Source organism: Aggregatibacter sp. oral taxon 458 str. W10330, assembly GCF_000466335.1.
Taxonomy (GTDB): domain Bacteria; phylum Pseudomonadota; class Gammaproteobacteria; order Enterobacterales; family Pasteurellaceae; genus Aggregatibacter.
In genome coordinates, this window is the sequence record NZ_KE952604.1 from 1 (window position 1) to 26,233 (window position 26,233).

At 42.4% G+C, this 26,233-nt stretch carries 26 protein-coding genes and 3 tRNA genes; 14 read left to right on the forward strand and 15 right to left on the reverse strand.

Annotated elements, in window-relative coordinates; genetic code table 11:
• Positions 1 to 192: 192 nt before the first annotated feature.
• Together HMPREF9065_RS06155 and plsY are read right to left on the reverse strand one after the other, a co-directional pair.
• Positions 193 to 1,110: a DMT family transporter gene (locus tag HMPREF9065_RS06155; RefSeq protein WP_021615800.1), complete on the reverse strand. Its 918-nt coding sequence runs from the start codon at positions 1,108 to 1,110 to the stop codon at positions 193 to 195.
• Positions 1,111 to 1,176: 66 nt separating this feature from the next.
• A complete protein-coding gene (gene plsY, locus HMPREF9065_RS0109445) occupies positions 1,177 to 1,773 on the reverse strand; it encodes a glycerol-3-phosphate 1-O-acyltransferase PlsY (RefSeq protein ID WP_033002472.1) in 597 nt (198 codons plus the stop codon).
• A gap of 99 nt (positions 1,774 to 1,872) precedes the next feature.
• On the opposite strand from plsY, the gene folB reads away from it, so the two are divergent.
• Genes folB through HMPREF9065_RS10205 form a run of 3 tightly spaced genes read left to right on the forward strand, consistent with a single transcriptional unit; the run spans position 1,873 to position 3,839 of the window.
• The gene (gene folB / locus HMPREF9065_RS06150) at positions 1,873 to 2,226 is read left to right on the forward strand and encodes a dihydroneopterin aldolase (protein ID WP_021615802.1); all 354 of its coding nucleotides are present in this window, start codon (positions 1,873 to 1,875) and stop codon (positions 2,224 to 2,226) included.
• A 25-nt stretch (positions 2,227 to 2,251) separates the two neighbouring features.
• A complete protein-coding gene (gene mltF / locus HMPREF9065_RS06145) occupies positions 2,252 to 3,724 on the forward strand; it encodes a membrane-bound lytic murein transglycosylase MltF (RefSeq protein ID WP_033002508.1) in 1,473 nt (490 codons plus the stop codon).
• A complete protein-coding gene (locus tag HMPREF9065_RS10205) occupies positions 3,693 to 3,839 on the forward strand; it encodes a hypothetical protein (RefSeq protein WP_198009763.1) in 147 nt (48 codons plus the stop codon). The genes mltF and HMPREF9065_RS10205 overlap by 32 nt, the downstream gene beginning before the upstream one ends.
• Positions 3,840 to 3,968: 129 nt before the next feature.
• Here the strand turns inward: HMPREF9065_RS10205 and HMPREF9065_RS06140 are convergent, their stop codons facing one another.
• Both HMPREF9065_RS06140 and dauA read right to left on the reverse strand, forming a co-directional pair.
• The gene (locus tag HMPREF9065_RS06140) at positions 3,969 to 4,604 is read right to left on the reverse strand and encodes a bifunctional 4-hydroxy-2-oxoglutarate aldolase/2-dehydro-3-deoxy-phosphogluconate aldolase (protein WP_021615804.1); all 636 of its coding nucleotides are present in this window, start codon (positions 4,602 to 4,604) and stop codon (positions 3,969 to 3,971) included.
• Positions 4,605 to 4,636: 32 nt separating this feature from the next.
• Entirely contained in the window at positions 4,637 to 6,382 is a 1,746-nt protein-coding gene (dauA, locus tag HMPREF9065_RS06135) for a C4-dicarboxylic acid transporter DauA (RefSeq protein ID WP_021615805.1), read from the reverse strand.
• 156 nt (positions 6,383 to 6,538) lie between these two features.
• On the opposite strand from dauA, the gene HMPREF9065_RS06130 reads away from it, so the two are divergent.
• A tRNA-Ser gene (locus HMPREF9065_RS06130) sits at positions 6,539 to 6,628 on the forward strand.
• A 172-nt stretch (positions 6,629 to 6,800) separates the two neighbouring features.
• On the opposite strand, the gene HMPREF9065_RS06125 is transcribed toward HMPREF9065_RS06130, so the two are convergent.
• The 5 genes from HMPREF9065_RS06125 to HMPREF9065_RS06105 form a co-directional block, all read right to left on the reverse strand.
• Entirely contained in the window at positions 6,801 to 7,982 is a 1,182-nt protein-coding gene (locus HMPREF9065_RS06125) for a glutathionylspermidine synthase family protein (RefSeq protein ID WP_021615806.1), read from the reverse strand.
• Between the two features lie 2 nt (positions 7,983 to 7,984).
• The gene (locus HMPREF9065_RS06120) at positions 7,985 to 8,530 is read right to left on the reverse strand and encodes a DUF1190 domain-containing protein (protein ID WP_033002509.1); all 546 of its coding nucleotides are present in this window, start codon (positions 8,528 to 8,530) and stop codon (positions 7,985 to 7,987) included.
• Between the two features lie 199 nt (positions 8,531 to 8,729).
• A tRNA-Lys gene (locus tag HMPREF9065_RS06115) sits at positions 8,730 to 8,806 on the reverse strand.
• Positions 8,807 to 8,837: 31 nt separating this feature from the next.
• Positions 8,838 to 8,913, reverse strand: a tRNA-Lys gene (locus tag HMPREF9065_RS06110).
• A 165-nt stretch (positions 8,914 to 9,078) separates the two neighbouring features.
• Positions 9,079 to 10,941: a monovalent cation:proton antiporter-2 (CPA2) family protein gene (locus tag HMPREF9065_RS06105; protein ID WP_021615808.1), complete on the reverse strand. Its 1,863-nt coding sequence runs from the start codon at positions 10,939 to 10,941 to the stop codon at positions 9,079 to 9,081.
• Between the two features lie 113 nt (positions 10,942 to 11,054).
• Between HMPREF9065_RS06105 and HMPREF9065_RS06100 the strand changes: the two genes are divergently transcribed.
• The gene (locus HMPREF9065_RS06100; RefSeq protein WP_033002473.1) at positions 11,055 to 11,867 is read left to right on the forward strand and encodes a 5'-nucleotidase, lipoprotein e(P4) family; all 813 of its coding nucleotides are present in this window, start codon (positions 11,055 to 11,057) and stop codon (positions 11,865 to 11,867) included.
• 181 nt (positions 11,868 to 12,048) lie between these two features.
• Here the strand turns inward: HMPREF9065_RS06100 and efp are convergent, their stop codons facing one another.
• Positions 12,049 to 12,615 carry an elongation factor P gene (efp, locus tag HMPREF9065_RS06095; RefSeq protein WP_005544066.1) on the reverse strand — a complete coding sequence of 189 codons (567 nt, stop codon included), beginning with the start codon at positions 12,613 to 12,615 and terminating at the stop codon, positions 12,049 to 12,051.
• Between the two features lie 30 nt (positions 12,616 to 12,645).
• Here efp and epmB point away from each other — a divergent pair, with 30 nt between their 5' ends.
• The 3 genes from epmB (at position 12,646) to HMPREF9065_RS06080 (ending at position 15,470) form a co-directional block, all read left to right on the forward strand.
• Entirely contained in the window at positions 12,646 to 13,665 is a 1,020-nt protein-coding gene (epmB, locus tag HMPREF9065_RS06090) for an EF-P beta-lysylation protein EpmB (protein WP_021615810.1), read from the forward strand.
• A gap of 165 nt (positions 13,666 to 13,830) precedes the next feature.
• Positions 13,831 to 15,024 (forward strand): LysM-like peptidoglycan-binding domain-containing protein, encoded by a 1,194-nt coding sequence (locus HMPREF9065_RS06085; protein WP_021615811.1) that lies wholly within the window; start codon positions 13,831 to 13,833, stop codon positions 15,022 to 15,024.
• A gap of 65 nt (positions 15,025 to 15,089) precedes the next feature.
• Positions 15,090 to 15,470, forward strand: coding sequence for an MliC family protein (locus HMPREF9065_RS06080; RefSeq protein ID WP_021615812.1), 381 nt, complete (start codon positions 15,090 to 15,092; stop codon positions 15,468 to 15,470).
• A gap of 31 nt (positions 15,471 to 15,501) precedes the next feature.
• Here HMPREF9065_RS06080 and arcA read toward each other — a convergent pair whose 3' ends face one another.
• The 4 genes from arcA to HMPREF9065_RS06060 form a co-directional block, all read right to left on the reverse strand.
• On the reverse strand, positions 15,502 to 16,206 hold the full coding sequence (arcA, locus tag HMPREF9065_RS06075; protein ID WP_021615813.1) for a two-component system response regulator ArcA: 705 nt from the start codon (positions 16,204 to 16,206) through the stop codon (positions 15,502 to 15,504).
• A 266-nt stretch (positions 16,207 to 16,472) separates the two neighbouring features.
• On the reverse strand, positions 16,473 to 16,613 hold the full coding sequence (gene ykgO / locus HMPREF9065_RS06070; RefSeq protein ID WP_006719061.1) for a type B 50S ribosomal protein L36: 141 nt from the start codon (positions 16,611 to 16,613) through the stop codon (positions 16,473 to 16,475).
• 10 nt (positions 16,614 to 16,623) lie between these two features.
• A complete protein-coding gene (locus HMPREF9065_RS06065) occupies positions 16,624 to 16,890 on the reverse strand; it encodes a type B 50S ribosomal protein L31 (RefSeq protein WP_021615814.1) in 267 nt (88 codons plus the stop codon).
• 206 nt (positions 16,891 to 17,096) lie between these two features.
• The gene (locus HMPREF9065_RS06060; protein WP_021615815.1) at positions 17,097 to 17,657 is read right to left on the reverse strand and encodes an LOG family protein; all 561 of its coding nucleotides are present in this window, start codon (positions 17,655 to 17,657) and stop codon (positions 17,097 to 17,099) included.
• Positions 17,658 to 17,808: 151 nt separating this feature from the next.
• On the opposite strand from HMPREF9065_RS06060, the gene HMPREF9065_RS06055 reads away from it, so the two are divergent.
• Together HMPREF9065_RS06055 and HMPREF9065_RS06050 are read left to right on the forward strand one after the other, a co-directional pair.
• Positions 17,809 to 19,599 (forward strand): protein-disulfide reductase DsbD, encoded by a 1,791-nt coding sequence (locus tag HMPREF9065_RS06055; RefSeq protein WP_033002510.1) that lies wholly within the window; start codon positions 17,809 to 17,811, stop codon positions 19,597 to 19,599.
• Positions 19,600 to 19,703: 104 nt separating this feature from the next.
• Positions 19,704 to 20,102: a DoxX family protein gene (locus HMPREF9065_RS06050; RefSeq protein WP_021615817.1), complete on the forward strand. Its 399-nt coding sequence runs from the start codon at positions 19,704 to 19,706 to the stop codon at positions 20,100 to 20,102.
• A 261-nt stretch (positions 20,103 to 20,363) separates the two neighbouring features.
• Here the strand turns inward: HMPREF9065_RS06050 and HMPREF9065_RS06045 are convergent, their stop codons facing one another.
• Positions 20,364 to 21,578 carry a pyridoxal phosphate-dependent aminotransferase gene (locus HMPREF9065_RS06045; RefSeq protein WP_021615819.1) on the reverse strand — a complete coding sequence of 405 codons (1,215 nt, stop codon included), beginning with the start codon at positions 21,576 to 21,578 and terminating at the stop codon, positions 20,364 to 20,366.
• A 117-nt stretch (positions 21,579 to 21,695) separates the two neighbouring features.
• On the opposite strand from HMPREF9065_RS06045, the gene HMPREF9065_RS06040 reads away from it, so the two are divergent.
• From HMPREF9065_RS06040 to rpsO, 4 genes are all read left to right on the forward strand, one after another.
• Positions 21,696 to 23,003: an isochorismate synthase gene (locus HMPREF9065_RS06040; RefSeq protein ID WP_021615820.1), complete on the forward strand. Its 1,308-nt coding sequence runs from the start codon at positions 21,696 to 21,698 to the stop codon at positions 23,001 to 23,003.
• On the forward strand, positions 22,994 to 24,700 hold the full coding sequence (menD, locus tag HMPREF9065_RS06035) for a 2-succinyl-5-enolpyruvyl-6-hydroxy-3-cyclohexene-1-carboxylic-acid synthase (protein ID WP_021615821.1): 1,707 nt from the start codon (positions 22,994 to 22,996) through the stop codon (positions 24,698 to 24,700). Before HMPREF9065_RS06040 ends, menD begins: the two co-directional genes overlap by 10 nt.
• Before the next feature lie 51 nt (positions 24,701 to 24,751).
• Positions 24,752 to 25,516 (forward strand): 2-succinyl-6-hydroxy-2,4-cyclohexadiene-1-carboxylate synthase, encoded by a 765-nt coding sequence (gene menH, locus HMPREF9065_RS06030; protein WP_021615822.1) that lies wholly within the window; start codon positions 24,752 to 24,754, stop codon positions 25,514 to 25,516.
• 78 nt (positions 25,517 to 25,594) lie between these two features.
• A complete protein-coding gene (rpsO, locus tag HMPREF9065_RS06025; RefSeq protein WP_021615823.1) occupies positions 25,595 to 25,864 on the forward strand; it encodes a 30S ribosomal protein S15 in 270 nt (89 codons plus the stop codon).
• Positions 25,865 to 26,233: the final 369 nt, after the last annotated feature.

The following is a 26,233-nucleotide window of genomic DNA, read 5'->3' on the forward strand; positions in this document are numbered from 1 at the left end:
GCCGTACAGTAGGCGCTGGCGTGGTAGCTAAAATCATCAAGTAATTGATAGGGAATAATTTAATTTTCAAGAATTAAATTGTTATCGTTAAATAAAAGGCTACGTTTTTTAAACGTAGCCTTTTTTGTTGATTTAATGTTAGTTTAATTTGAGGAGGCTTAAGATAAATCTATATTTAAGTTAATAATTAATTTATGCGCGATAAGCAAATAATTTATGTCCTATAGCTGATAAAACGGCACCACAAACAACAATTAATGCACCAATATAGCTAATAGTATTGAGTTCAGGGGCAATAAAATCTGAGGGATCAATGTAGTGAGCTAAGTGGGAAAATAAAATGGTGAATAACGGCACCAAAGTGATAACTACGCTAACTTTCGATACTTCCCACCGGTTGAGCGCTTCGGCATAGGCGCCATAACCGAAGAGCGTGTTGAGGCAGCAATAAATAAAACATCCAAATGTAAATGGTGTAAGGTTTTCAACTTGAGAAAATTCAGCAAAGGGCATAAATACAAAAACGCAACCTAAGTAAATCATGAATAAAATTTGCTGTGAGCTAAATTTACGAAGCATTAATTTTTGTGCCATGCCATAGACGACCCAAACTAAAGCAGCACTAATACTGATAAAAACTCCAGTGGAGTAGGTGTTTAGTTCAGTGAAAATAGCTAAACGGTCATTGAAAAATAAGCCTAATCCAATCAGTAATAAGACCAAGCCAATTTTTTGGTGCACGCCAAGCTTTTCTTTAAAAACAAATACACCACAGATTAACATTCCGAAAGAAGATAAAGGGATAAAAATTTGCGCAATGGATGGTTCAATATAATTCAACGCGTTATTGAATAAGAAGAAGTTGCCGGCCAAGCCTACAATACCAATGACAGCTAACCAGCCATAATAGCCAAGCTTAGCGGTTGTAGGCAGTTTATTCTTATGCCAAAGGATAATAAATAAAACCACGCTCGCTGTGATAAATCGATACCATACAATGGTCTGCGTGTTCATGTTGGCAAGCACTTGTTTCAACGCAATAGGCAGCGTTCCCCAGGCTATTGCGGTGATTAATGCGAAGAGAAAGCCCACGACAGGTTGTTGTTTCATGATTATCTTCCTTTTGCTTATGCCATATTTTAAAGTGCGGTCGTTTTTTGCCGTGTTTTACGTAGATTATTTTTTTAATTTACGCCACATTTTATCTTCCTGTCCGCGCCAGAGGCGTTGGATGTTTTCATGATGGCGATAGATGAGTAGGCAGCAGACTAATGCCACAGGAAAAGTGAACTCGGGTTTGAACCACCAAACATAAAACGGCACGAATAGTGCGGTGATGACAGCACTGAGAGAAGAGTAGCCGCTGATCAAGAAAACTACCAGCCATGTGCCTAACATGGAAAAGAGAACGCCCCAAGCAATAGGCGCGATAGCACCGAAGGCAGTGGCAACGCCTTTGCCACCTTTAAACTTGAAGAAAATGGGGAAGATATGACCAAGGCAAGCACCGAGTGCCACCATGCCTAATTCAAATTGGGTTAAGCCAAGATAATAACCCAACCAAACGGGCAATGTTCCTTTTAACATATCACAAAATAATACGGCTAACGCCACCCAGCGACCACCGATGCGTAATACATTCGTTGCACCCGGATTATTTGAGCCCGATGTGCGAGGATCGGGTAAGCCGGCAAGTCGGCATAATAAAATTGCACTGGAAATGGAGCCGAGTAAGTAGCTCAATAGCATATAAAATAAGGCAAAAAGGCTCATGGAATTTCCTATGGCGTAGTAAAAAGAGTTCGTCTATTGTACCCAAAGTTGGTAGTATAAGCCCACAAAAATTTTGGTTACTCACGGTATAGAAAACCCATGCAAGATTTAATTTTTATTGAAGGTTTGACGGTATTTGCACAAATTGGCGTATATGACTGGGAACAGCAAATCAAACAAAAGCTGATTTTTGATGTCGAAATGGCGTGGGATACCCGCCAAGCGGCAGCGGCGGATGATGTACAATTAACGCTTAATTATGCTCAAATCAGTGAATTTATTATTGATTATGTAGCGTCTAAACCTTTTCTATTGATTGAACGGGTGGCCAATGAGGTAGCAGAGCAATTACAACAACGATTTAGAATAACGTGGCTTCGGCTTAAATTAAGCAAACCGAAAGCGGTAGCACAAGCAAATAACGTTGGCGTGATCATTGAACGACGTTTATAACAAACAAGATCAAGAGAAATATCATTTGAAAGGTTTATTTTTACGTATTGTTGCAGGCTTATGCTTATTACTTTGGGCGATTGATATGGTATTTCCGTGGCAACATATCATGCACTCGGAAGAAAACCCTTATCAAGCAATTCAAGAACGCGGCAAATTAGTGGTTGGTACGATAAATCACCCTATCTCTTATTTTATTAATGGAGAGGGGGAATCCGGCTTGGAATATGAATTAAGTAAAGCCTTTGCTAGCTATTTGAACGTAGAACTTGAAATGCGGCCAATGGAGAGTACTGACACGTTGTTTGATGCGTTAGATGAACATAAAATTGATATTGCCGCGGCGAATCTTTTCTATCAAACAGATAAGGCGGAGCATTTCCAGCTAGGTCCTTCTTATTATTCCGCCTCTTGGCAACTGGCGTATCGCAAAGGAGAAAATCGCCCTCGTTCTTTGGCGCAAATTAATGACACATTGGTGATTCCTGAAAGTTCCGAATTAGTGCAAATTTTAAAAGATGCCCAACTTAAGCATCCGAAACTCCGTTGGCGGGTAGATAAAAAACTCACACAGGAAGAATTATTATTACAAGTGGCGGAAGGTAAAATTGCGTACACCCTTGCTAATTCTTTGGATATTTCTGCGACCCAACAAATCAAACCGCAAATTGCGGTGGCATTTGATTTAACAGATGAAATGAGCGTACATTGGTATTTATCCAATAATTCGTCTAACGAATTGCAATCAGCCTTGCTAGATTTCATGAATACCGCGATTGATTCAGGATTAATTGCCAATATTGAAGAGAAATATTTTAATCATTTTCGCCAGTTTGATTACGTGGATACCAAATCCTATTTGAATTCTATTGAAGCGATTCTTCCGAAATTTGAACCGCTCTTTACAAAACATAAAGGCAATTTAGATTGGCGTTTATTGGCCGCTATTGCCTATCAAGAATCCCACTGGAACCCTGATGCCACGTCACCCACAGGCGTACGTGGCATGATGATGTTGACCAAAGACACTGCCGAACGCATGAAAATCACTGATCGTACCGATCCCGAACAAAGCATCAAAGCCGGTTCTGAATATTTACATTGGTTGATTGAACAGATCCCTGACAGTATCAACAATGACGATCGTATTTGGTTTGCCTTAGCGGCTTATAATATGGGTCTAGGGCATTTATTGGATGCACGCCGCTTAACCAAAAGTTTAGGAGGGAATGCAGACAATTGGCTGGATGTGAAAAAGAACTTACCGCTATTGGCGGAAAAGCGTTACTATACCAACTTAAAATATGGCTATGCTCGAGGTTATGAAGCCGTTCAATATGTCGAAAATATTCGTCGCTATATGAATAGCATTATGAATTATTACCGTGTGCAACAAAATCAAAGTGATAAAAACGAAGACGTAAATAACAATTCAAGCACTAATTCGCCTGCAGAGGAAAATGATCATGAACAAGAGAAAACACTTAAAACCGAGTAAAAAGAAATTTTTCCACCAGCAACAAGCACGTGCTTTACGCTTAAAACATTTAAAGCAGCGTAAAGCCAAATTATTTGCCCGTCATGCCTTGCAATTTGTGGTACAAGAAATGTAGTTCACTTCCCTCTGTTCTTGCATAGAGATTCGATGTGAGGAGATGGGAGATGTTTGATACCGATGGACGAATGCCATTAACTTTTTCTAAGTGCGGTGAAAATCTACAATGTTTTTTAACCGCACTTTATTATTTTGTCAGCGTAACGACTTCTTGGGTTAATCGATTAATTTCAGACCAATTTTTCGCATTAATTAGTGTTTTTTCAACAAACCAAGATCCACCGCAGGCCACCACATTCGGAATGGCCAAATAATCTTGAATATTTTGCAACCCAATTCCTCCTGTTGGCATCATTTTTAATTGTGCATAAGGGCCTAGCAACGCGTGAATCATTTTCACACCGCCAGAAGCTTCTGCTGGGAAAAATTTTACCGTGTCAATGCCCAATGCTAATGCCGCTTCAATCGCCATTGGATTATTCACACCCGGTATTATCGGTAAGTTTAACGCTCGGCATAATTGCACAATTTGAGGATTAAATCCCGGTGTCACGACAACATCTGCACCGGCATTTTTCGCTTGAAAAACCTGTTCGGCGGTTAAAACCGTCCCCGCGGCAATCAGAAAATCCGGTCGCTGTTGGCGCAATAAGCTAATTGCCTTTTCAGCTGCCGGAGAGCGAAACGTAATTTCTGCTACCGGCAAGCTATTTTGAGCCAGAATATCTGCCAACGGAAAAATAGCTTCAGCATGATCCAATGCGATAACCGGAACGACTTTAAGTTGCTGAAGTTGAGTAGTGATTGCCGCGAGATTTAGCATAAATTCTCCTTTTTACCCGTAAATATCACAAATTATTTCACCTCAATTCCCTCAAATTCCCGAATTTTATTCAATGCTTCGGTTAAATCAGCAGTGAACGTAATTTTTTTGATTTCAGGCAATGAACCGGATTTAACAATCGTGCGTAGCGGCTGGAACTGCATATTACACATATAAAGCTGTTGATGAGGCAACATATGTTGCACGAAACGGGTGAGTGCATGGATTCCCCCAGCATCCAGTACGGTCACCGCATCGCATTGTAAAACAATGTATTTGATTTCGTGATCGGTGTGAACGGTTTTGTCATGCAAGTCGGCGAAGAGGTTATCCGCCGCAGCGAAAAAGAGCGGTCCGCTAATACGATAAATTAATACATCATCTAAATCTTCCGGCACTGCGATGTTGATGGATTTGGTCATTTCGGCGATGGTGCGGATAAACAGCAGACTCGCCAATAACACGCCCACGGAAATGGCGATAACCATATCGAATAACACCGTGAGAATTAAGCAAACCAACAATACTGCAATTTCGTTACGTCCGGAACGACGGATCAGTTGAATAATTTGCGGTAAATCTGCCATATGCCAAGCCACAACCAACAAGAGCGCCGCCATCGAAGATAACGGCAAATAAGACAGCGCCGGGGCAAAAAACAATAAGGCAAATAACACTAATAAAGCGTGCACGACACTTGAAATCGGTGATACACCACCGGATTTAACGTTTACCGCAGAACGTGCGATGGCGGCAGTGGCCGTGATTCCACCGAAAAATGGAGAGGCGATGTTGCCAAGACCTTGCGCTAATAGTTCGTTATTGGAATGGTGCTTGGTATCGGTCATATTGTCCAAAATGACGGCACACAATAACGATTCAATCGCGCCCAAAACTGCCATAGAAAATGCCGCCGGCAATAGACGTTGAATGGTATCAAAATTCCAGTTAATTAAGTTTCCTTGCGGATCGGGAATGTTCCATGGCAAGGAAAATTCAGGCAAGACGCTAGGAATACCATAGCCGGTTGTGCCGTCAGACAGCGTGTACTGGAATTGGGTGCCAATGGTTGCGACAGCATAGCCGAAGTGGGTCAGCAATAAGGATAATAGTGTTGCGACAATCACCGCAGGCAAATGACCGGGAATGGGCAGACGTAATTTATGCCATTGGGTTAAGGTAATGAGGGTAATGATACCCACACCGGCATCAGCCCAGTTGATACTTGGAAGTGCGGTTAAAATGACCTGTACTTTTTCAAGGTAATGAGACGGCATCTGTTCAATGCTCAAACCAAGGAAATCTTTAATTTGTAAGGTAGCAATGACGATACCGATGCCGGATGTGAATCCGAGGGTGACCGGGAGCGGGATATATTCGATAAGTCGCCCTAAACGGAACAGCGCCATCAGCACCAAAATAATACCGGAAAATAATGTGGCCATCAGCAGACCACTTAGGCCGAATTGCTGGGTAACAGGGAACAAAATAACCACAAAGGCGGCTGTTGGGCCGGAAATATTAAAGCGCGATCCTCCGGTTAGCGCGATAATAATCCCTGCAACAATGGCGGTATATAAACCGTGCTGCGGCGGCACACCACTGGCAATGGCAAGCGCCATGGAAAGTGGGATAGCGATAATGCCAACGGTTAATCCGGCGATAATATCTTTAACCAAATGACGGGAGGTATAGCCGTTTCTGAAACTGTCTTTTAATGCGCTGAAAGGTTTAACTGACAGAAAGGCATTTTTAGTAAGAAACCATTTTTTTAACATAATGAATAATAGCGGATGAAAAATTGAGTGGGATAATCCTGAATGGACGCTTATTTTACCCGATTATTGGTGAAATTTTTATCTTATGAACGACAAAATTACAAAAATACTTGACGAAACTCAATGAAATCCTTATAGTTCGCACGTCCTAATCACGGTGAGATGTCCGAGTGGTTGAAGGAGCACGCCTGGAAAGCGTGTATGTGGGAAACTGCATCGGGGGTTCGAATCCCCCTCTCACCGCCACTTCACTTGTCAAATAACGTCTTTCTTGTCAAAAATCATAGCAAAAACAGCATATTATCATTTTTTTATTTGTCGTTTTTGTTCGTGAGTGTTTGTCTTTGTTGTCGTTTTTAACTCCCCATATAACTCCCTCGTGCTTTGGGGCTTTTGAGGGAGTAGATAAAGGGTTAATTTATTCCACGAAATAATGGGGGATAAAATGGCTGTCGTTGCCGGTGACGGCGGTGAAGTCTTCACGCAAGCCCATGCCGCATGCCACATTGCCCACCACCCAAGAACCGATGACCGGATACATCCCATCAAAATTCGGTAACTCAAATTTCTGCTGATAAATATAGCCGGCATTGGCATAGAAATTTGAATGCTCACTGCCTTTGGCAGCAAACTCCAAGCCGTTGCTTTTTTCATAATAAAACACGTTGGCACCTTCACGGCCTAATAACGGCTTTTTCACCCAAATAGCATTGCGATCCGTAATGTCGTGTCGATTAAAATAGGTTGGCAATAAATACGGATGGTTCGGGTGTTTTTGCCACAGTTTAGCGAGCAGGGCTTTATTGCTCAGTAACAATTTCCATGCCGGTTCAAAAAATTGCGTTGCACTGTTTAACATGTGCGGTGCGTATTCAGTGGTTGTCATCCATTCTAACGGATACAATTTGAACAGCGTTTCAATGGGGTGGTTATTGAGATCGACAAATTGTTGCGTGTCGCTATCGTAGCCGATGTTTTCAATGGTCAATCGGTGAATATGCCAACCGGCGTTATAGGCTACATCCGCAAGATAATCCAAATTGCCCCAATCTTCCCGTCCGGCATCCGCCATCGCCGCAAAATGGCAACCGGTTTTGCCGCTTTGCTGTTGCAACACGGAAAAACGGGTAATCAATTCTTCATGAATCCAGTTGAATTGATCGCGATTCGGTAAGCCTTCCACTTGCTCCAACCACTGCCATTGCACCACTGCGGCTTCCAGCAAAGAGGTCGGCGTATCGGCGTTATATTCAAACATTTTGAGATTGTCGCCGTCATAGCCAAAATCAAAACGCCCATATAAGTGCGGTGCGTTTTCACGCCAAGATTGTTCAATCAGATTTTTTTGTAAATCGGTGAAGCGATAGTGCTCATAATCGCCTTGTTTTACTTCATCGGCAACGAAATCCATACACATGGCATGCAATTCGTTAGTGGCGTCTTCAATTTGGTCAATTTCTGCCAACGTAAATTCGTAGGCAACATTGTCCGACCAATAATGCGATCCATCGGTAGAAGGCAGATTATAATAATCAAACCCCACCTCAAGCAGCTGTTGCACCATGTCGGGGCGGGTTGGAATACCGGTGATACGTTTCATGATTAACCACCGCCACTTTTACTGGTGTTACTGCTACTAAACCCACCGCGCGAAATCGGTTTACTGTTTGCGCTGCCGGCACCCCCCTTAACCAGCACCGGCTTGCCCACAGAATGGTTGCCTTGTGGTCGAATAATTTGCCCGGTTGGTGTCGAAACGGCGCGATTATTGGGATTGTAACTCGGGCCTAGAAAACCACTCATGGCTTTGGCGATCATGTAACCTGCCGCCGCACCGGCAATGGCGCTGCCGATAGAAGGACCTTCATCGCTGCTGGCGGTGGTGGTTGACGTGGCATTATTGTCGCCGGCAACCGTATTATTTTCGCTGCTCGCCATATTGCCATGGTTATTTGTCACTTGACTGCCTAACACAGGGCTCGTATTTGTACTTTGGGATTTATCCTGCTCGCATAATTCCGGTCTAATCCAGTCCGCAATGCAATCGTCCAGACTGTTGTACACATCGCGTTGCACTTCATCTTCCGAGCAGCCGCCCAACAGCGCTACCACGGATAATGTCACTAAAATTTGATTTTTCTTTTTCATCATAAACGTTATACCGTTAAGTTGTCTCTTATTCTCTATAACAGGGAATGCTCATTTTATCAAAACCCGTTACTTCAGAAAGCAAAATGATAACACAGTGTTGTCGTCAACGATAAGAAGAGAGGAAAATTAAAAAGCCGGCTTGTGAACTAGGAATTCGTTATATTTGATAGGTATAGGAGAATAATGTAGAGAAATGTGGTGGGTCGTATAGGATTCGAACCTATGACCAATGGATTAAGAGTCCACTGCTCTACCGGACTAAGCTAACGACCCGTTAGGATATACAGCTTTTCTAATGGCGAAGTGGTGGGTCGTGAAGGATTCGAACCTTCGACCAACGGATTAAAAGTCCGCTGCTCTACCGACTGAGCTAACGACCCATCTCGTGTGTTAGAACGGAGACTTATGATACTGATTTTATTTTAAAAATCAATAAAAAATTTATTTTTATTCGATTTTCTCGCCCTTTATATGGCTTTGGGCTAAAAAGTGCCGCAATATGAGGGTACTGCGATTTCATTTCTTCCTACCCTCATTTCTCATTTTTATTTTCCGTCGTTGAGTTCTTCTGAACCGTTTTCTTCCTTTTGAGAAAGAATATCGGCTGCCCCTTCATTTAACGCTTCCGCGTGTTGTGTCGGACGAACAAACGGTTTTGGCGTCCAATATTTTTTAACCAATTCCGCTGAGAAGCCATGTAATACTTCCTCATTTAAACGCTCTTGGTCTAATTGACGAATGGCTGTCACCACTTCATCTGCTTCAACTTGCGCAACCCCTAAACGTATTAGCGCTTCACGTCCTAAAACTAAGGCAGATTCAAAAGTCTCACGAATTTGAAAATCAATATTAAGTTTCATTAAATTGACCGCACTTTGTCGATCGTAAGTTCTCGCCAGTACCGGCAATAACGGATATTCTTGCTTAATCTGCTCGACAATCAATTCGATACAATGGGTATCACTAATCCCCAAGATTAAACAAGAGGCTTTTTCTAGGCCACTGGCACGCAAAACATCTAAGCGGGAACCATCACCATAGTACACTTTAAAACCAAATTTTGCGGCAGAGCGAATACGATCAATATTCACATCAATCACTGTTACTTGAATGCCTCTTGCCAATAATGTTTGGCACACAATTTGACTAAAACGCCCAAATCCCAATACCACAACGTTATTTTCGACACTTTCAATTAAATCGATGCTATCTACCTGATCGTTATTGGTATTCACCGGCGTATTCGGTTTTGATAATCGGCGGAGCAATAACACGATTAACGGTGAGAACAGCATAGAAATGATCACGGCTGCCGTAAAGGTAGCATTTAAGTCGGCAGATAACACGCCGGCAGTGGTGGCTGCGGAAAATAAAACGAAGGCAAATTCCCCACCATGCGCCATAATCGCCATGCGTCCAATGGCTTCGTTATGATTTAATAACGTGAGGCGAGCCACACCATACACACTGATTGCCTTACCTAAAATATAAAGAAAAACAATGCCAAGCAGCCATAATGCATTATGCCAAACTAAAGCGAAATCTAATGACATCCCGACGCCCATGAAAAATAAGCCCAGTAATAATCCACGGAATGGCTCAATGTCTGCTTCTAATTGATGTCGGAAAGCGGATTCAGATAACATCACACCGGCGACAAATGCGCCCATCGCCATGGATAATCCGCTAATTTCCATAGCTAATGCCGCACCAAGCACCACTAATAATGCTGCGGCAGTCATCATTTCTCGAATATGCGCTTTAGAAATCATTCGGAAAATCGGATTCATCAGCCATTTACCGGCAGCGACTAAACCCAATACGGCAGCCAACGCGATGCCAATGCCTGCCCAGTTGGTAGAATGGGCGGAATTATTGCTTTCTGGTGAAAGAAAGGCGACAAATGCCAAGAGAGGAACGATGGAAAGATCTTCAAATAATAACGTAGAAACCACGCGTTGACCTTTTGGCGTAGAACTAATCCCCCGTTCTTCTAAAACTTGCATGACAATTGCGGTGGAAGAAAGTGTAAAACCCATTGCCGCAATAAAGGCAACAGGAAAACTCAGGTTTAACAGGTTAATTCCGATTAATGTTAACAATACACCGGAAACAGCGACTTGTAGCAACCCTCGTCCAAAAATCGCTTTACGCATTGCCCACAAGCGTTCAGGGTGCATTTCTAAACCGATGATAAATAGGAACATTACCACGCCTAGCTCGGCCATGTGAACAATATTGGAAGGATCTTGAAACAGCCCAAAACCGGATGGCCCGATTAAACAGCCGGCGACTAAATAACCGAGTACGCTTCCCAATCCAATACGTTTAAAAAGCGGTACGATTGTGACACTGGTGGCTAATAAAACGACCGTTTTGACGAGCTCAGGATTGGATAATTCAGTCATTGTAAAACCTTATGAAAAAAGAAAGAGAATGGGTAAGAGAGTGCTATTAATTATACATGATGCTTGCTATAATTTTTAGGCATTTATCACATAAATCAAGAGGAAAAAAAACAATGAAAAATACACTAAAACTGACTGCAGTTGCTGCAATGTCAGCCTTTGTATTAGTGGGTTGTGCACAAAATACGTCAAAAGGAGACGCGCAATTACAGCAACAAGCTGTATTAGGAATTAACTGGATGCAAGAATCCGGTGAATATAATGCGTTGGCTTATCAAGCATTTAACACCGCTAAAGTCGCCTTTGATCAGGCAAAAGTGAAAAAAGGCAAGAAAAAAGCCGTTGTCGTGGATTTAGACGAAACCATGATCGATAACAGTGCATATGCCGGTTGGCAAGTTAAAAACAACAAACCGTTTGATGGTAAAGATTGGACACGCTGGGTTGATGCCAGAGAATCTGGTGCCATTGCGGGTGCGGTGGAATTTAACAATTACGTGAATGCACACAAAGGCAAAATGTTCTATGTGTCTAATCGCAAAGATAAAAATGAAAAAGCCGGCACTATTGACGACATGAAACGTTTGGGCTTTACTGGTGTTGATGAATCTTCTCTTTACCTCAAAAAAGATAAGTCTGCTAAATCCGCCCGTTTTGCTGAAATTGAAAGCCAAGGTTATGAAATTGTACTGTATGTCGGTGATAACTTAGACGACTTCGGTGACGAGACACATGGTAAACTAAATGCAGAACGTCGTGATTTTGTGGCGAAAAACCAAGCGAAATTTGGTAAAAGCTACATTGTGCTTCCTAACCCGAACTACGGTGGTTGGGAAGGCGGTTTAGCCAAAGATTATTTCAAAGGCGATTCCCAAAGTAAAGTGAAAGCCCGTTTAGACGCGATTAAAGCGTGGAGCGGTAAATAAGTTCCTTGCAAAAAACTTGAAAAAAAACACCGCACTTGATGTGAATCTCAAGTGCGGTGTTTTTTTATCGTATTTTATTTATGGATAACACAGATAAAATAAAAACGGAGAAAAAGCGAATGGCATTTTCTCCGTTTTGCATTGTTGTAATATGGTGTAATTACGTCAGATTAATTGCGAATTATTTTACGCGAGAAACGTATTCGCCGGAACGGGTATCCACGCGAATCACTTCACCGATTTGTACGAATAATGGCACTTTCACCACTGCACCGGTGCTTAAGGTTGCCGGTTTACCGCCGGTACCTGCGGTGTCGCCTTTAAGACCCGGGTCGGTGTCAACGATTTCTAATTCAACGAAGTTTGGTGGGGTTACCGTAATTGGTGCGCCATTCCATAATGTCACGATACAATCGGCTTGGTCTAACAACCATTTTTCTGCATCGCCTACGGCTTTCGCATCCGCAGAATATTGTTCAAATGTTTCCGGGTGCATGAAATACCAGAACGCATCGTCTTTATAAGAATAAGTTAAGTTTAAATCCATTACATCAGCAGCTTCAACAGAAGTACCGGATTTGAAGTTTACGTCCAATACTTTGCCGGAAATTAATTTACGAATACGGGTGCGGGTGAACGCTTGACCTTTGCCGGGTTTAACGAACTCATTTTCAACGATCACGCAAGGCTCGCCGTCTTGCATAAATTTTAGACCTGGTTTGAAATCACTGGTAGTATATGTAGCCATATTATCCTCAAAAAAGATTGTTTTTTAAAAGTGGCTATTCTACATCAAAACATCCCGATTAGAGAAGAACAAAGTTGGTTAACCCATTTGGCAAATGGCATTTCCGATCCGAAAATGTTATTACAACACCTCGAACTCCCTCTCGAATCCTTCAAACAAGACATTGAAGCACGAAAATTATTTGCCATACGTGTGCCGCTGCCTTTTGTAGAAAAAATGGAAAAGGGCAATCCAAAGGATCCGTTGTTTTTACAAGTCATGTCTTCTGCGGATGAGTTTTTACAAGCCGAAGGATTTAGCAAAGATCCGTTGGAAGAACAAAAAGATAAAAACGTCGTCCCCAACATTTTGCACAAATACCATAATCGCTTGTTATTTATGGTAAAAGGCGGTTGTGCGGTAAATTGTCGCTATTGTTTCCGCCGTCATTTTCCTTATGAAGACAACAAAGGCACCAAGCAAAATTGGCAAAAAGCGTTGCAATATATTGAGGAACGTCCTGAAATTGAGGAAGTGATTTTTTCCGGTGGCGATCCGCTGATGGCAAAAGATCATGAGCTCGAGTGGCTGATAAAACACCTAGAAAACATACCGCACTTAAAGCGTCTGCGTATTCATTCCCGTTTACCGGTCGTCATTCCGCAACGGATAACTGATGAATTTTGTCGCCTTTTAGCGCAAACTCGGTTGCAAAAAATTTTGGTCACTCACGTCAATCATGCCAATGAAATTGATGAGGATTTTGCCCATGCCATGACGAAATTAAAGGATTGCGGCGTCGTTTTATTAAACCAATCGGTTTTACTCAAAAATGTGAATGATGACGCACTAATTCTGAAAGTATTGAGTGACCGCTTATTTTCAGTGGGCATTTTGCCTTATTATTTGCATTTGTTAGATAAAGTCGAAGGCGCAACGCATTTTTATCTTGATGACACACAAGCTTTGAAAATTTATAAAGAGCTACAACGCATCAGCTCCGGCTATTTGGTGCCGAAACTTGCCCGTGAAATCGGCGGCGAACCGAATAAAACTTTATATTCGTCTTGAGAAGACGGTATCAAAAAAGTAAAAGATGCTTTAAAATAGGCAAGATTTTTTATGGATAAATTATGACGTAACAGATTCGGTTAGGTGGTTTTTCATAAGATGAAAAACACGCTCAAAAATGACCGCACTTTACGGGTTATTGTGTTATTTAATTAGAGGTATATCGTGGATTCTGAACAAAGAAACCTTGGAAATCAAAATAACTTAGCCGATTCGGCTCAAAATGAATTAGATTTAGGATTAAACAAAATGGAACCTATTACACCGAAGAAAGCCATCGGCAACGAGCCATCTTTACTTGAAAGAGCAAAAACACTTTTTAATAAAAAGCCTCAAACCGCAGTAGAACGTAAAGAACCCACATTACGGGATTTTTCCACCGCACCGAATACGAGTGAGGAAGCCTTTGTTCCCTCAACTGCACCGGAAGAACATCATGTGGCGGCAGATCCGATAGTGGCCGAAGAGGTGTTATCTGTTACAACAGAATCCACGATGACCGAAGAAAATAGTGTCAAAGCAACGGCTTCTGCGCCTAAAGCAACAAAAGCAACATTAGCTTCACCTGAAAATTGGAAGATTTTGAGCATATTGCCACAAAAACATCGTCGTATTTTTGTCGCACTTTGCATATTGTTGCTTCTGCTTCTTTTTATCCTTTTAATGAAGCCAAGTTCTGAAACCGTGCAATCTTTCGAACAACAAAATAGCAATAATATTCCCATTCAGTTCCAGCAGTTAGATCAAACGCAGGAAAATGAAGCCACCGTGTTAGATGCACAGACCGCCTCATCGCCAAGTTCATTAGAAATTACCCAGCCGAATATTACAACAAATACAAACAGTGAGGCAGCGGTTGCGGAGAACAAAGGTGTTGAAACCAATACGCCAAAAGCGGAAGCCCCTGTGCGTACTGAGGCAGTTAAACCTCATGCGGCTCAACATGTAGCGAAAAAGGTTGAAACGGAAAGTGTTCGCGAAGAAAAAGCACCGGCTAAGCCGCAACCAGTTGTTCAAAATAAACCGCAAGTCAAACCACAGGCACCTAAACGTGTTATTGAAGTTGTCGAGGCAAAATCGGCAGTGCGTCCGTCAGCTGCAACAGCGGTTACCGGCAAAAATCTTGTTGTGCCTCAAGGCGTATCACTCATGCAGGTGTTCCGTGATAACAATTTACAAATTGCCGATGTTAATGCTATGACGAAAGCAAGCGGGGCAGGCAATGTGCTCAGTAGCTTCAAACCGGGCGATCAAGTTCAGGTATTACTGAATGCGCAAGGTCGTGTGACGGAGTTACGTTTATCCAATGGCGGACGTTTTATTCGACAGGCAGACGGTAGCTATACTTTTAAGAAATAGATCCATAAAACTTGATAGGCATAGTCATGGCATTATGCCTATCTGCTTTTTAAAAGGAGAAGATCATGCTAAAAGCGGGCTTGATGTTATTGACTATTTTAGGATTAATCGGATGCGCAGCAAAACCGGTAGTTGCCACGAAAACAGATAAAAAACCGACGCCAACGGCATTACAAAAATCGACTCAAAAGGGAACGGCAGTAGAATATTTATGTAAAGACAATAAAGTCGTTCGTGTGACTAAACATTCCCGAAAGAATAAAAAAGGCAGTCAAACATCAATTGCTGTGACATTTGATGGTGTGACGCAAAAACTTACGCCAAGTATCGCTGAGAACGGCAGAAATTATTCCAATATTCATTGGGTTTGGCTGGAACGTAAAGAGGCTAATACACTTAAGACTAGCCTTGGGGAAGTGCTGGCGGAACAGTGCGTGCCTCGCTGATTATCTTATTATCGCCAGCGCAATTTGCATTTTATTCTAAGGTTCCACAAAAACGGTAACCTTCACCATGGATGGTGGCGATAATTTCCGGTGTGTCGTGATGATCCTCGAAATGCTTACGAATACGGCGAATCGTCACATCGACAGTCCGATCTTGCGGTTTGAGTTCACGACCGGTCATTTTTTTCAACAACTCTTCACGGGTCTGAATTTTGCCCGGATTTTCGCAGAAATGTAACATGGCGCGAAATTCACTGCGAGGCAGTTTACGTTCTTCACCCTCCGGTGTAATCAAGGTACGACTATTTAAATCCAACGTCCAACCGTTAAATTTATACTGTTCAACATGATGTGCACGTTGATTTTCTTGCATGGTGCGTTGCAATAGATTACGCGCACGAATAGTGAGTTCACGCGGATTGAATGGCTTAGTGATGTAATCATCAGCACCGATTTCTAACCCGAGAATTTTATCCACTTCATTATCACGCCCCGTTAAAAACATTAAGGCAATATCGGCATTTTCACGTAATTCACGCGCCAACATTAATCCGTTTTTCCCCGGCAGATTAATATCCATAATCACCAAATGAATGATTTCCGTTTCTAAAATTTGGTGCATCTGAAGCCCATCAGAGGCTTCAAAAACATCATACCCTTCCGCTTGAAAAATGCTTTTTAATGTATTTCGGGTAATCGTTTCGTCTTCAACAATTAAAATTTGTGGTGTTTGCATGGGCAAATCCTTTATTTGCCTGATGAGAGTTTTATCATGAGGCGATGAAAAATAAATCCAATTTTATTTTATAGTTGCAACATTATCGTAACAATGAAAAATACAACATAATCAGTATTAGCGTTTAATTCTATGATCTACGTCATGAAATTGGCAAGGCTTAATCGGGTTTCTACTAAAATAAAAAATCCTCCGACAGCCTGAATACCCTCGGAGGATAAAGTGAGCATTCGCTCAATATTTACACACAAAATAATAATGATTTTTTAACGTTTCTTTTTGCCGCCTTGACGTGCTTTAAAACGAGGGTTTTCTTTACAAATCACATATACCACGCCATGACGACGCACAACTTTACAACCGGGATGACGTGTTTTAGCCGTTTTTAATGAAGATAACACTTGCATTTTTGTTTCCTTATTTTGATTTTAATGCACCAAATTTGCCGTAACGTTGAGCAAATTCGCTAGCGCGACCTTCGCTGGCAATTTGTCTTGTTTTGCCGGTGTAAAATGGGTGGGAGGCGGAGGACGTATCGCACATAAACACCGGATATTCGTTGCCGTCTTCCCATTTCATGGTTGTGGTGGTACGTGCGCAAGAACGAATTAAAAAGCCTTGTTTGGCGTTGGAGTCATAAAAAAGCACAGTGCGATAATTTTCAGGATGGATACCTTTTTTCATTTGCTTAAAACCTTATTTTTTAGTGAAAAATAACAATGTGCGCTATCCTACACCAAAACATTTTTTCATGCAAACTTATTTTTAATAAAAAAATAAGAGGTAAAAACAGAGATGTTGTGTATCAATTTAGCTGAAATTTGAACTTTTTATCAGCTATTTTCAATCACTTAATTTTTATCGAAAAATGGAAATTTTTTTGACCGCACTTAATAATGACGAAATTCGGGCGGTTGATAGTCAGCAATAAATTGTTCAATTTCTGCAAAATCCTCACTAAACAACAATTTTTGGAATGCGTCTTCAGAGAGAAAACCGGTTTCGACCATACGTTGATACAGCGCTTTTAAAGGATCATAGAAGCCATTTTTATTGAATAAAATGCAAGGATGGGGATTTTTCCCGATTCTTGCCCAAGAATAAACTTCGGCGATTTCTTCTAATGTGCCGGCACCACCGGGTAAGGCAATACAGGCATCGGCTAATTTGAGCATATTGGCTTTTCTTTCTGCCATCGAATCTACCACCATGAGCTCCGTGCAACCGGTGTGTATTGGCTCTCGAGCCTGTAAAAAGGCGGGCATAATGCCGATGACCTTGCCACCATGGGCTAATACTGTATCGGCCAACAATCCCATCAAACCGATTTTCCCACCACCATAAACCAAGGTGTGTTGTTTTTGTGCAATCCATTGCCCCATGGTAATCGTTGCTTGTTGGTATTCGGGCTGATTACCTAAACTTGCGCCGCAATAAACTGTAATGTGCATTTTTTCATCCTATTTTTTGCTTGATGTCGATCCTGACAATCTATTTTACCGTTTGTAGTAATTGATTTTAGAAAGAATATTTTACAACAAAATCCTTGTTATAATGCTAGAATGAACCCCATTTTTATTTAGGATAACGTGCGATTTTATGATGAAAAAACTGTTTATTTTCTTAGCCTGTTGCTTGACTGCCATGGCCGCGCAAGCAGATTTATTTAATAACAAGACTAAATTCTTACCGGTGGATCAGGCTTTCCAGCTGGATGTGCAACGATCTGATGCTGGCGTTTCGATGCAGTGGCAAATTGCGGAAAATTACTATTTATATCAAGATAAATTGGCATTTTCCCTCAATGGCAAGCCCGTTGAAAATGCACCACAATTTCTTTCTTCTGCAGAACAATATGAAGATCCTTACTTTGGATTAGTCACCATTTTCAAACATGACCTTAATTTGACGTTGCCGTTAAAAGATCCTCAACCACAGGATCTGCTGGAAGTGACTTATCAAGGTTGTGCGAAAGGGTTTTGCTATCCGCCGGAAACCAAACAATTTCAACTCGGTGATCTTTCGTCAAATATTTCTGCCAGCCATGAGATGCAAAATAGTGTAGAGACGCATCAGCCATCGCAAAGTGCGGTGGAAAATGCCAACGTTTTTTCATCACAACAAAATCAACTGGCAGAGAGTCTGTCGCAAAGTAAATACGCCATGTTGTGGTTTTTTGTCTTAGGTATCGGATTGGCCTTTACGCCTTGCGTGCTGCCGATGTTGCCGTTGCTTTCTGCCATTGTCATCGGTGGTCGAAAAGAAGAGACCAGCAACTGGCGCGCACTTGCGCTTAGTTTTGTGTATGTACAAGGCATGGCATTAACTTATACCTTGCTCGGTTTGGTGGTTGTGCTGATTGGTCTGCCATTCCAAATTGCCCTACAAAGTCCTTATGTCCTGATTGGACTTTCCGTTGTCTTTGTATTGCTGGCGTTGTCCATGTTTGGCGTATTCACATTACAGCTGCCCTCGTCTTTGCAAACTAAACTGACGCAATTTAGCCAACAACAAAAAAGCGGCGCTTTTTTCGGGGTGTTTGTCATGGGGGCGATTGCCGGCTTAGTGGCGTCTCCTTGCACCTCCGCGCCCTTATCCGGCGCATTGCTTTATGTAGCGCAATCCGGTGATTTCGTCATTGGCGCATTGACCCTTTATTTATTGGCGTTAGGCATGGGCTTGCCGCTCATATTAATTACCGTATTCGGCAATAAAATCCTACCGAAATCCGGGGCTTGGATGGAAAACGTGAAAACCGCCTTTGGCTTTGTCATGTTGGCGTTACCGATTTTCCTGATTTCGCGCATTATTCCAAGTATGTGGGAACCGCGTTTGTGGGCATTACTTGGCATGAGTTTCTTCATTTGGTTGGCCACACAGATGCGTTCAAACGGTATTGGTTTATTCTTCCGTATTGTGTTCTTTGTTGCAGCCATGGTTTCTGCACAGCCATTACAAAATTGGGTGTGGCAAGATAATGCGACGACCTCACAAGCCGCGAATGCCCAAAGTGCGGTCAAAAATTCGCTCGTTTTTCAACAAATTTCCAATTATGACGAATTGCAAGCTGTGCTAAAACAGCACCCGAATAAAATTGCCATGTTGGATTTATATGCCGATTGGTGCGTTGCTTGTAAGGAATTTGAGCATAAAACCTTTGCAGATCCGCAAGTGCAAAGCGCGTTGAGTGATGTTTTGTTGTTAAGAGTGGATATGACAAATAACAGCGAATCTAACCGCACTTTAATGAAAGCACTTGCGGTAACGGGCTTGCCTACGATTATTTTCTTTAATCAACAGGGCGAAGAAATTCAAGCGCAACGGATTACCGGTTTTTTACCTGCGGAAGCCTTTATGGCAACGTTAAATGCCGCGAAAAGCATAAATTATTAACGAATTGGAAATAATCCTTTTCTATTTGAAGTATTTTTTTCATTTTCCGTTGTGTTAGCATACGCCACCTCACTAACACACTCCAATTTATAGAAGGAAAATTTATGTTTTTAGACAAATATCGTCATTATGTTTTAGGTTTATTACGCATCGTTTTGGGCTATGCTTTTGTTTTACACGGCACCGCAAAATTTTGGGAATTCCCGATGTCCATGACCGGTGGGAACGGCTCTGTAGAACTTGCCTCGTTAATGGGCGTGGGGGGGGTGATTGAATTGGTCTTTGGTATTTTATTTATCTTAGGCTTATTGACTCGCCTTTCAGCCTTTATTTTGAGTGGTCAAATGGCCGTGGCATATTTCATGCTCCATGCGCCGAAAGGTGTGCTTTTCCCGCTAATGAATGGCGGTGAAGCAGCGGTATTATATTGTTTTATCTTCTTCTATTTTGTTTTTGCCGGTGCAGGCGCTTTCGCATTAGACAATAAAATGGCGAAAAAATAAGACGTTGATAAATAACAACCCGCACGTTTTATGTGCGGATTTTTATTAACCTCGATGCGTAATTTATGATTTCATGCGTAGCGTGCACCTTGATGCACAACCAAATCACGCACAGAACGTGATTTACCCCTTTCAGACATTCGCGATTTCGTGCAACACGTTGCACGCTACGATTCTAAAAATCATTCAAAAAAACGACCGCACTTTATGCCAAACAAAAAGCCCCGAATATCCATTCGGGGCTTTTTCTTCGGAAAGACATTACTGATGATAATGCGACAAGAACCGCGCAAATTTGCCTAAGGCTTCTTCAATTTGATGAACATACGGCAATGTCACAATACGAAAGTGATCCGGTGAATGCCAGTTAAAACCACGACCATGCACCAACAAGACTTTTTCCTGTGCCAATAAATCAAACACCATTTTTTCATCATCATACATATTGAATTTTTTGATATCGATTTTCGGGAACATATACAACGCCCCCATCGGCTTCGTACAACTAATTCCCGGAATTTGGTTGAGCAATTCATAGGCTTTATTGCGTTGTTCTAACAAGCGTCCGCCCGGCAAAATAAATTCGTTAATGCTTTGATAGCCGCCAAGTGCGGTCTGAATCGCATGTTGCATTGGCACATTGGCACATAAACGCATAGATGCCAACATATCCAAACCTTCAATGTAACCTTTGGCGTGTTTTTTTGGTCCATTTAAAATCATCCAACCTTGGCGGAAACCGGCAACACGATAAGCTTTGGATAAGCCGTTAAACGTGACCGTCAATAAATCCGGCGCTAATGCGGCGATATGGTGGTGTACCGCACCATCGTATAAAATTTTATCGTAAATCTCGTCGGCAAAAATGATTAAATTATTCTGACGTGCCACTTCAACGATTTCTAACAATAATTCTTTGCTGTAAACCGCACCGGTCGGGTTGTTCGGATTGATTACCACAATCGCTTTCGTGCGTGAGGTGACTTTGCTTTTGATGTCTTCCACATCCGGGAACCAATCTGCCTGTTCATCACACAAATAATGTACCGCTTTACCGCCCGCCAACGTTGCCGCGGCAGTCCATAATGGGTAATCCGGCATAGGAATTAACACTTCATCACCATCATTCAACAGTGCTTGCATCGCCATCGTAATCAACTCTGACACGCCATTTCCGATGTAAACATCATTCACCGTGACGCTACGAATATCTTTCGATTGATAATATTGCACAATCGCTTTGCGGGCAGAATAAAGCCCTTTGGAGTCACAATAACCTTGGGCTGAAGGAAGATTGCGTAAGACATCAACGAGAATTTCATCAGGCGCTTCAAAACCAAAAGGCGCAGGGTTACCGATATTCAGTTTTAAAATTTTATGTCCTTCTTCTTCAAGGCGTAGTGCCTCTTTGTGCACGGGTCCGCGAATATCGTAACAAACGTGCTCTAATTTATCTGATTTGGGAAAGCGTTCCATAGTTTTGACCTTGAGTAATTAAGAAATGAAATATTTTGTGAAAAATTCCCGTAAAGTGCGGTAGAATTGGGGTTCATTTTTAACTTATTTTCCCGTTAAAGACAATGCTTTTTCAAAATGGATAGTTTGCAATCAATTAAAACGCAATTAATCAGTCAAATTAATGCATTACAATTAAATCAACCTCATCACATTGCGGTTTGTTCAGCACAAGCCGAATGCGCGGTTGATTTATTAGGTTGGCTAAAAGCACAACCGCACTATCCGCAATTCTATTTTCAATTACAGCAAACAACACAATGCTTTGCCACGCTTGGCGCCGTTCGTACATTTCAACAATTAGACGCGGCCCAAGATTTCGTGAATCAACATAATTTCCCCCTTTTCGGCGGTATCCAGTTTTACGGGCAAACCACCTTTTTTCTGCCACAGTTAGTGTTAGAACAGCGTGACAATCAAATTCAAGCCACCGTTTTTATTGACCAAGATAATCTTATTCACAATAAAGACAAGGCGTTGCAGGTTTTAAAAACATTTGAAAAAACGACCGCACTCTTACCGCTTCAAAGCCAAGCGGATTTGATTGACCAGCAAGCGAATCCGACGCAATGGGCAAGTTGGGTAGAAAAGGCTCTGGCGCAAATTCATGAAAAAACGGTCACCAAATTGGTGTTAGCCAATAAAAGCACCTTTGCCCTCAATCAACCGCTCAATGCCAAGGATTTTTTAGCGCAAAGTGAAATTTACAATAAAGGCTGCTACCACTTTCTTTTCGCGCAAGATGACAAAACCAGTTTCCTTGGTTCTTCGCCGGAACGGTTGTATGCACGTCATGAGCGTCATTTAAAAACAGAGGCTCTCGCAGGTACCTCACCCATGAACGAGGATCATGAAAGCAATCGTAAACAAGCCGATTGGTTACTTAGCGATAAGAAAAACATCCATGAAAACCAATTGGTGGCGGATGGGATTTGCGCCAATTTAGCCCCTTTTACTCAATACATTGAAGTCGGCAACCTCGGCATCAAACAGCTGCGTCAAGTACAACATTTACGCCGAGAAATCACCGCACTTTTAACCGATAACTGTACTGATTTGAACTGCTTGCAAGCCATTCATCCGACCGCTGCCGTTGCCGGTTTGCCACAACAAAAAGCGAAAACATTGTTACAACAAATTGAACATTACGATCGCAGTTGGTATGCCGGCACATTAGGCTTTTTTAATCAACAACAAGCGGAGTTTTGTGTGGCGATTCGTTCGGCCTTTGTTGAAGCAGACAAAATTCATGTGTTTGCCGGTGCCGGTATTGTTGAGGGCTCAGTTCCCTTGCTAGAATGGCAAGAAATCGAGCGCAAAGCCGCGGGATTAATCTCATTATTAAAAATAACGAAATCTGAAAACGGAGAGCAAAAATGTCAGTAAGCGTCTTTAATCGTTGTTGGTCAAAAGTGATCTTGGAAACCCTTGTGCGTCAAGGTGTAACCCACTTTTGTATCGCGCCCGGTTCGCGTTCGACCCCACTGACATTGGAAGCTGTACGTTTACAAAATGCCAACCGTGCCCTTTGTCATACACATTTTGATGAACGTGGTTTAGGTTTCTTTGCCCTTGGCATCGCAAAATCGACCAAAAAACCTGTTGCTGTTATTGTCACTTCCGGCACGGCTGCCGCCAATTTATACCCGGCAATCATTGAGGCCCGTCAAAGCCACGTCAATCTGATTGTACTCACTGCGGATCGTCCGCCGGAATTGTTAGAGTGCGGTGCGAATCAGGCGATTTTGCAAGAAAATATGTTTGCCGATTATCCCCTTGCCAATTTGAATCTTCCGCGCCCAAGCCAAGATTATGCAGCAAGCTGGTTGATTTCAAAAATTGAGCAAGCCTGCCATAAACAAGCGGAAGAAGCAGGCGTGATTCACATCAATGTACCTTTCGCCGAACCTTTATATGATGCCAATGCAGAAGAAATTGACGTTCATCCTTGGTTAGCGCCCGTTCAACGTTGGTTAAGCCAAAATAAAAGTTGGACAACCTACCCTGCGCCCCATCAAGAAGTATTGATTCACGAACACTGGGATCAGTGGCGCACCAAACGCGGGATTATTGTGGCGGGCAGAATGCCGGCAGAACAAGCCATGGGCATTGCTTCTTGGGCAAATACCATGGGCTGGGTGTTGCTGACCGATATTCAATCCGGTGTGGAAGCCAGTTTGCCTTATGCGGATATTTGGCTTGCGAATCAAACGGTGAAACAAAAAATGTTGCAGGCAGATATTGTCATTCAGCTTGGCAACCGTTTTATTAGCAAACGCATTAACCAGTTTTTAGCTGAATTTAAAAACGAATATTGGATTGTGGATGAAAATCCACAAGCGGTGGATCCTTACCATCATTCCCACACCCGTTTTGTTGCCAAAATTCATCATTGGTTGCGCGCCCATCCGCCGTTAAGACAAAAACCGTGGTTATTGGAAGCGTTGGCGTTATCCAAATTCTGCGCCACCTTTATTGAGCAGCAAGTGGGCGGCAATTTAAATGAAGCTTCCTTGGCTCACCACATTGAACGTTTACTGCCGAACAATGGCACCCTTTTCCTCGGCAACAGTTTATTTGTGCGTTTAGTGGATGCGCTTACCAAATTGCCGGAAGGCTACCCGATCCATACCAATCGTGGGGCGAGTGGTATTGACGGTTTACTTGCCACCGTTGCCGGCATTGGTATCGGTTCTAACCAACCGGTCGTCGCCTTAGTGGGTGATACCTCCGCACTCTATGATTTAAACTCGCTGGCATTGTTCAAAAAACTTACCCAACCGACTATTTTGTTTATTATCAATAACAACGGTGGCGCGATTTTTGATATGTTGCCGGTGGATGCCGAAGTCAAAGACAAGTTCTATCGTATGCCGCACCACACCGAGTTTTCCCAAGTGGCATCCATGTTCGATTTAAAATATGCCCGTCCTTATACCTGGGCGGATTTAAGCTCCGTGCTAAAACAAGCCTATTCACGTCGCGAAGCCACTATCATCGAAATTAAAGTCGCGCCGAATGACGGCAGCACCATTTACAAACGCCTCATCGACCAAATCAGCTACGCAGTTGTCGGTGAATAAACGGAAAGATCAAAAGCAAACTATCTCACGTTAGTTTGCTTTTTTCATGTGATGAAACCTTACCTCATTTTTTTACACGGCTTACTCGGCACTCAAGCCGACTGGCAAAAACTCACGGAAAATCTACCGCACTTTCATTGCGTTGCCTTGGATTTGCCTTTCCACGGCAGCGCAAAAAATCACCCCGTACAGGATTTTGATGACACCAGTGCTTACGTAGCACAACGCATCCAAAGTGCGGTAGAAAATCACCCTTATTTTTTAGTGGGCTATTCCCTCGGTGGCAGAATTGCGCTGTATTACGCCCTCTGCAGTCAACAGGACAAATACAACCTGCAAGGGCTGATTATTGAAGGCGGCAATCTTGGATTGACGAATGAGGCGGACAAAAAAGTGCGGTGGGAAAATGATGTATTTTGGGCGCAACGTTTTCGCCATGAAACCGCGACTTCCGTACTGAATGATTGGTATCAACAATCTGTCTTCGCCCATTTAACGGAAGACCAACGCAAGACGTTGATCGAAAAACGCCAAGCCAACTGTGGCGATAATATTGCCAAAATGCTGTTAGCAACGTCTCTTGCCAAACAACCGGATTTACGTCCTTACGTCAAAAATAGCCCTTATCCGATCGAGTATTTCTGTGGCGAACGGGATCATAAATTCAAACAAATGGCGTTAGAAAATCAGTTGAACCTAACACTGATTCCACAGGCAGGACATAATGCGCATCAAGAAAATCCAACAGCATTTGCAACCCAATTAAATGCGTTATTACAAGATAAATTCATTGCTTTTTCGCCGCGCAATGGCTAAAATCTGCACTCCTTTGTCGTCGCTGAATTAGAGATCGGCGAACGATGTATCATTAACCACTTCATATTAGGAGTTATTATGTCTCTAAGTACTGAACAAAAAGCAAAAATCGTTGCTGAATTTGGTCGCGATGGTAAAGACACCGGTTCTTCCGAAGTTCAAATCGCTTTATTAACCGCACAAATCAACCACTTACAAGCACACTTTGCTGAACACAAAAAAGACCACCACGGTCGCCGCGGTTTATTACGCATGGTTTCCCGTCGTCGTAAACTTTTAGATTACTTAAAACGTACTAATCTTGAACTTTACAGCAGCTTAATCGCTCGTTTAGGTTTACGTCGCTAATCTACGTATTAAATCACTGAATAAGTGATGTCAAAAGCTGATTTCTCTTCGTGGGAAGTCAGCTTTTTTATTGTGCATGGTTTGTGTTGTTGATCACCGTGCGGAGCATTTTCAGTGCGTAGCGTGCATCTTGATGCACGACCAAACCACGCACGGAACGTTATTTAACCCTTCTGGGGATTCACGATTTCGTACGTGGCGTGCCACGAATGATTTTCCTCACGAGCATTTTTATTCGTGCAACAAGTTGCACGCTACGGGGGCGTGATTTCATATTGTAGCGTGCATCTTGATGCACGACGAAACCACGCACGGAACATTATTTGGCCCTTTCTGACATTCATGATTTCGTGCAACAAGTTGCACGCT

What these genes read in the sequence shown, in the direction of transcription:
- efp (WP_005544066.1), bottom strand. Translation starts at nt 12,615, where the DNA reads ATGGCTACATATACTACCAGTGATTTCAAACCAGGTCTAAAATTTATG.
- menD (WP_021615821.1), top strand. Translation starts at nt 22,994, where the DNA reads ATGTCAGTAAGCGTCTTTAATCGTTGTTGGTCAAAAGTGATCTTGGAA.
- menH (WP_021615822.1), top strand. Translation starts at nt 24,752, where the DNA reads ATGAAACCTTACCTCATTTTTTTACACGGCTTACTCGGCACTCAAGCC.
- folB (WP_021615802.1), top strand. Translation starts at nt 1,873, where the DNA reads ATGCAAGATTTAATTTTTATTGAAGGTTTGACGGTATTTGCACAAATT.
- HMPREF9065_RS06120 (WP_033002509.1), bottom strand. Translation starts at nt 8,530, where the DNA reads ATGAAAAAGAAAAATCAAATTTTAGTGACATTATCCGTGGTAGCGCTG.
- HMPREF9065_RS06125 (WP_021615806.1), bottom strand. Translation starts at nt 7,982, where the DNA reads ATGAAACGTATCACCGGTATTCCAACCCGCCCCGACATGGTGCAACAG.
- HMPREF9065_RS06045 (WP_021615819.1), bottom strand. Translation starts at nt 21,578, where the DNA reads ATGGAACGCTTTCCCAAATCAGATAAATTAGAGCACGTTTGTTACGAT.
- dauA (WP_021615805.1), bottom strand. Translation starts at nt 6,382, where the DNA reads ATGTTAAAAAAATGGTTTCTTACTAAAAATGCCTTTCTGTCAGTTAAA.
- arcA (WP_021615813.1), bottom strand. Translation starts at nt 16,206, where the DNA reads ATGCAAACACCACAAATTTTAATTGTTGAAGACGAAACGATTACCCGA.
- ykgO (WP_006719061.1), bottom strand. Translation starts at nt 16,613, where the DNA reads ATGCAAGTGTTATCTTCATTAAAAACGGCTAAAACACGTCATCCCGGT.
- HMPREF9065_RS06060 (WP_021615815.1), bottom strand. Translation starts at nt 17,657, where the DNA reads ATGCACATTACAGTTTATTGCGGCGCAAGTTTAGGTAATCAGCCCGAA.
- HMPREF9065_RS06155 (WP_021615800.1), bottom strand. Translation starts at nt 1,110, where the DNA reads ATGAAACAACAACCTGTCGTGGGCTTTCTCTTCGCATTAATCACCGCA.
- HMPREF9065_RS06040 (WP_021615820.1), top strand. Translation starts at nt 21,696, where the DNA reads ATGGATAGTTTGCAATCAATTAAAACGCAATTAATCAGTCAAATTAAT.
- HMPREF9065_RS06140 (WP_021615804.1), bottom strand. Translation starts at nt 4,604, where the DNA reads ATGCTAAATCTCGCGGCAATCACTACTCAACTTCAGCAACTTAAAGTC.
- rpsO (WP_021615823.1), top strand. Translation starts at nt 25,595, where the DNA reads ATGTCTCTAAGTACTGAACAAAAAGCAAAAATCGTTGCTGAATTTGGT.
- HMPREF9065_RS06100 (WP_033002473.1), top strand. Translation starts at nt 11,055, where the DNA reads ATGAAAAATACACTAAAACTGACTGCAGTTGCTGCAATGTCAGCCTTT.
- plsY (WP_033002472.1), bottom strand. Translation starts at nt 1,773, where the DNA reads ATGAGCCTTTTTGCCTTATTTTATATGCTATTGAGCTACTTACTCGGC.
- HMPREF9065_RS06080 (WP_021615812.1), top strand. Translation starts at nt 15,090, where the DNA reads ATGCTAAAAGCGGGCTTGATGTTATTGACTATTTTAGGATTAATCGGA.
- HMPREF9065_RS06050 (WP_021615817.1), top strand. Translation starts at nt 19,704, where the DNA reads ATGTTTTTAGACAAATATCGTCATTATGTTTTAGGTTTATTACGCATC.
- HMPREF9065_RS06055 (WP_033002510.1), top strand. Translation starts at nt 17,809, where the DNA reads ATGAAAAAACTGTTTATTTTCTTAGCCTGTTGCTTGACTGCCATGGCC.
- HMPREF9065_RS10205 (WP_198009763.1), top strand. Translation starts at nt 3,693, where the DNA reads ATGAACAAGAGAAAACACTTAAAACCGAGTAAAAAGAAATTTTTCCAC.
- HMPREF9065_RS06105 (WP_021615808.1), bottom strand. Translation starts at nt 10,941, where the DNA reads ATGACTGAATTATCCAATCCTGAGCTCGTCAAAACGGTCGTTTTATTA.
- HMPREF9065_RS06065 (WP_021615814.1), bottom strand. Translation starts at nt 16,890, where the DNA reads ATGAAAAAAGGTATCCATCCTGAAAATTATCGCACTGTGCTTTTTTAT.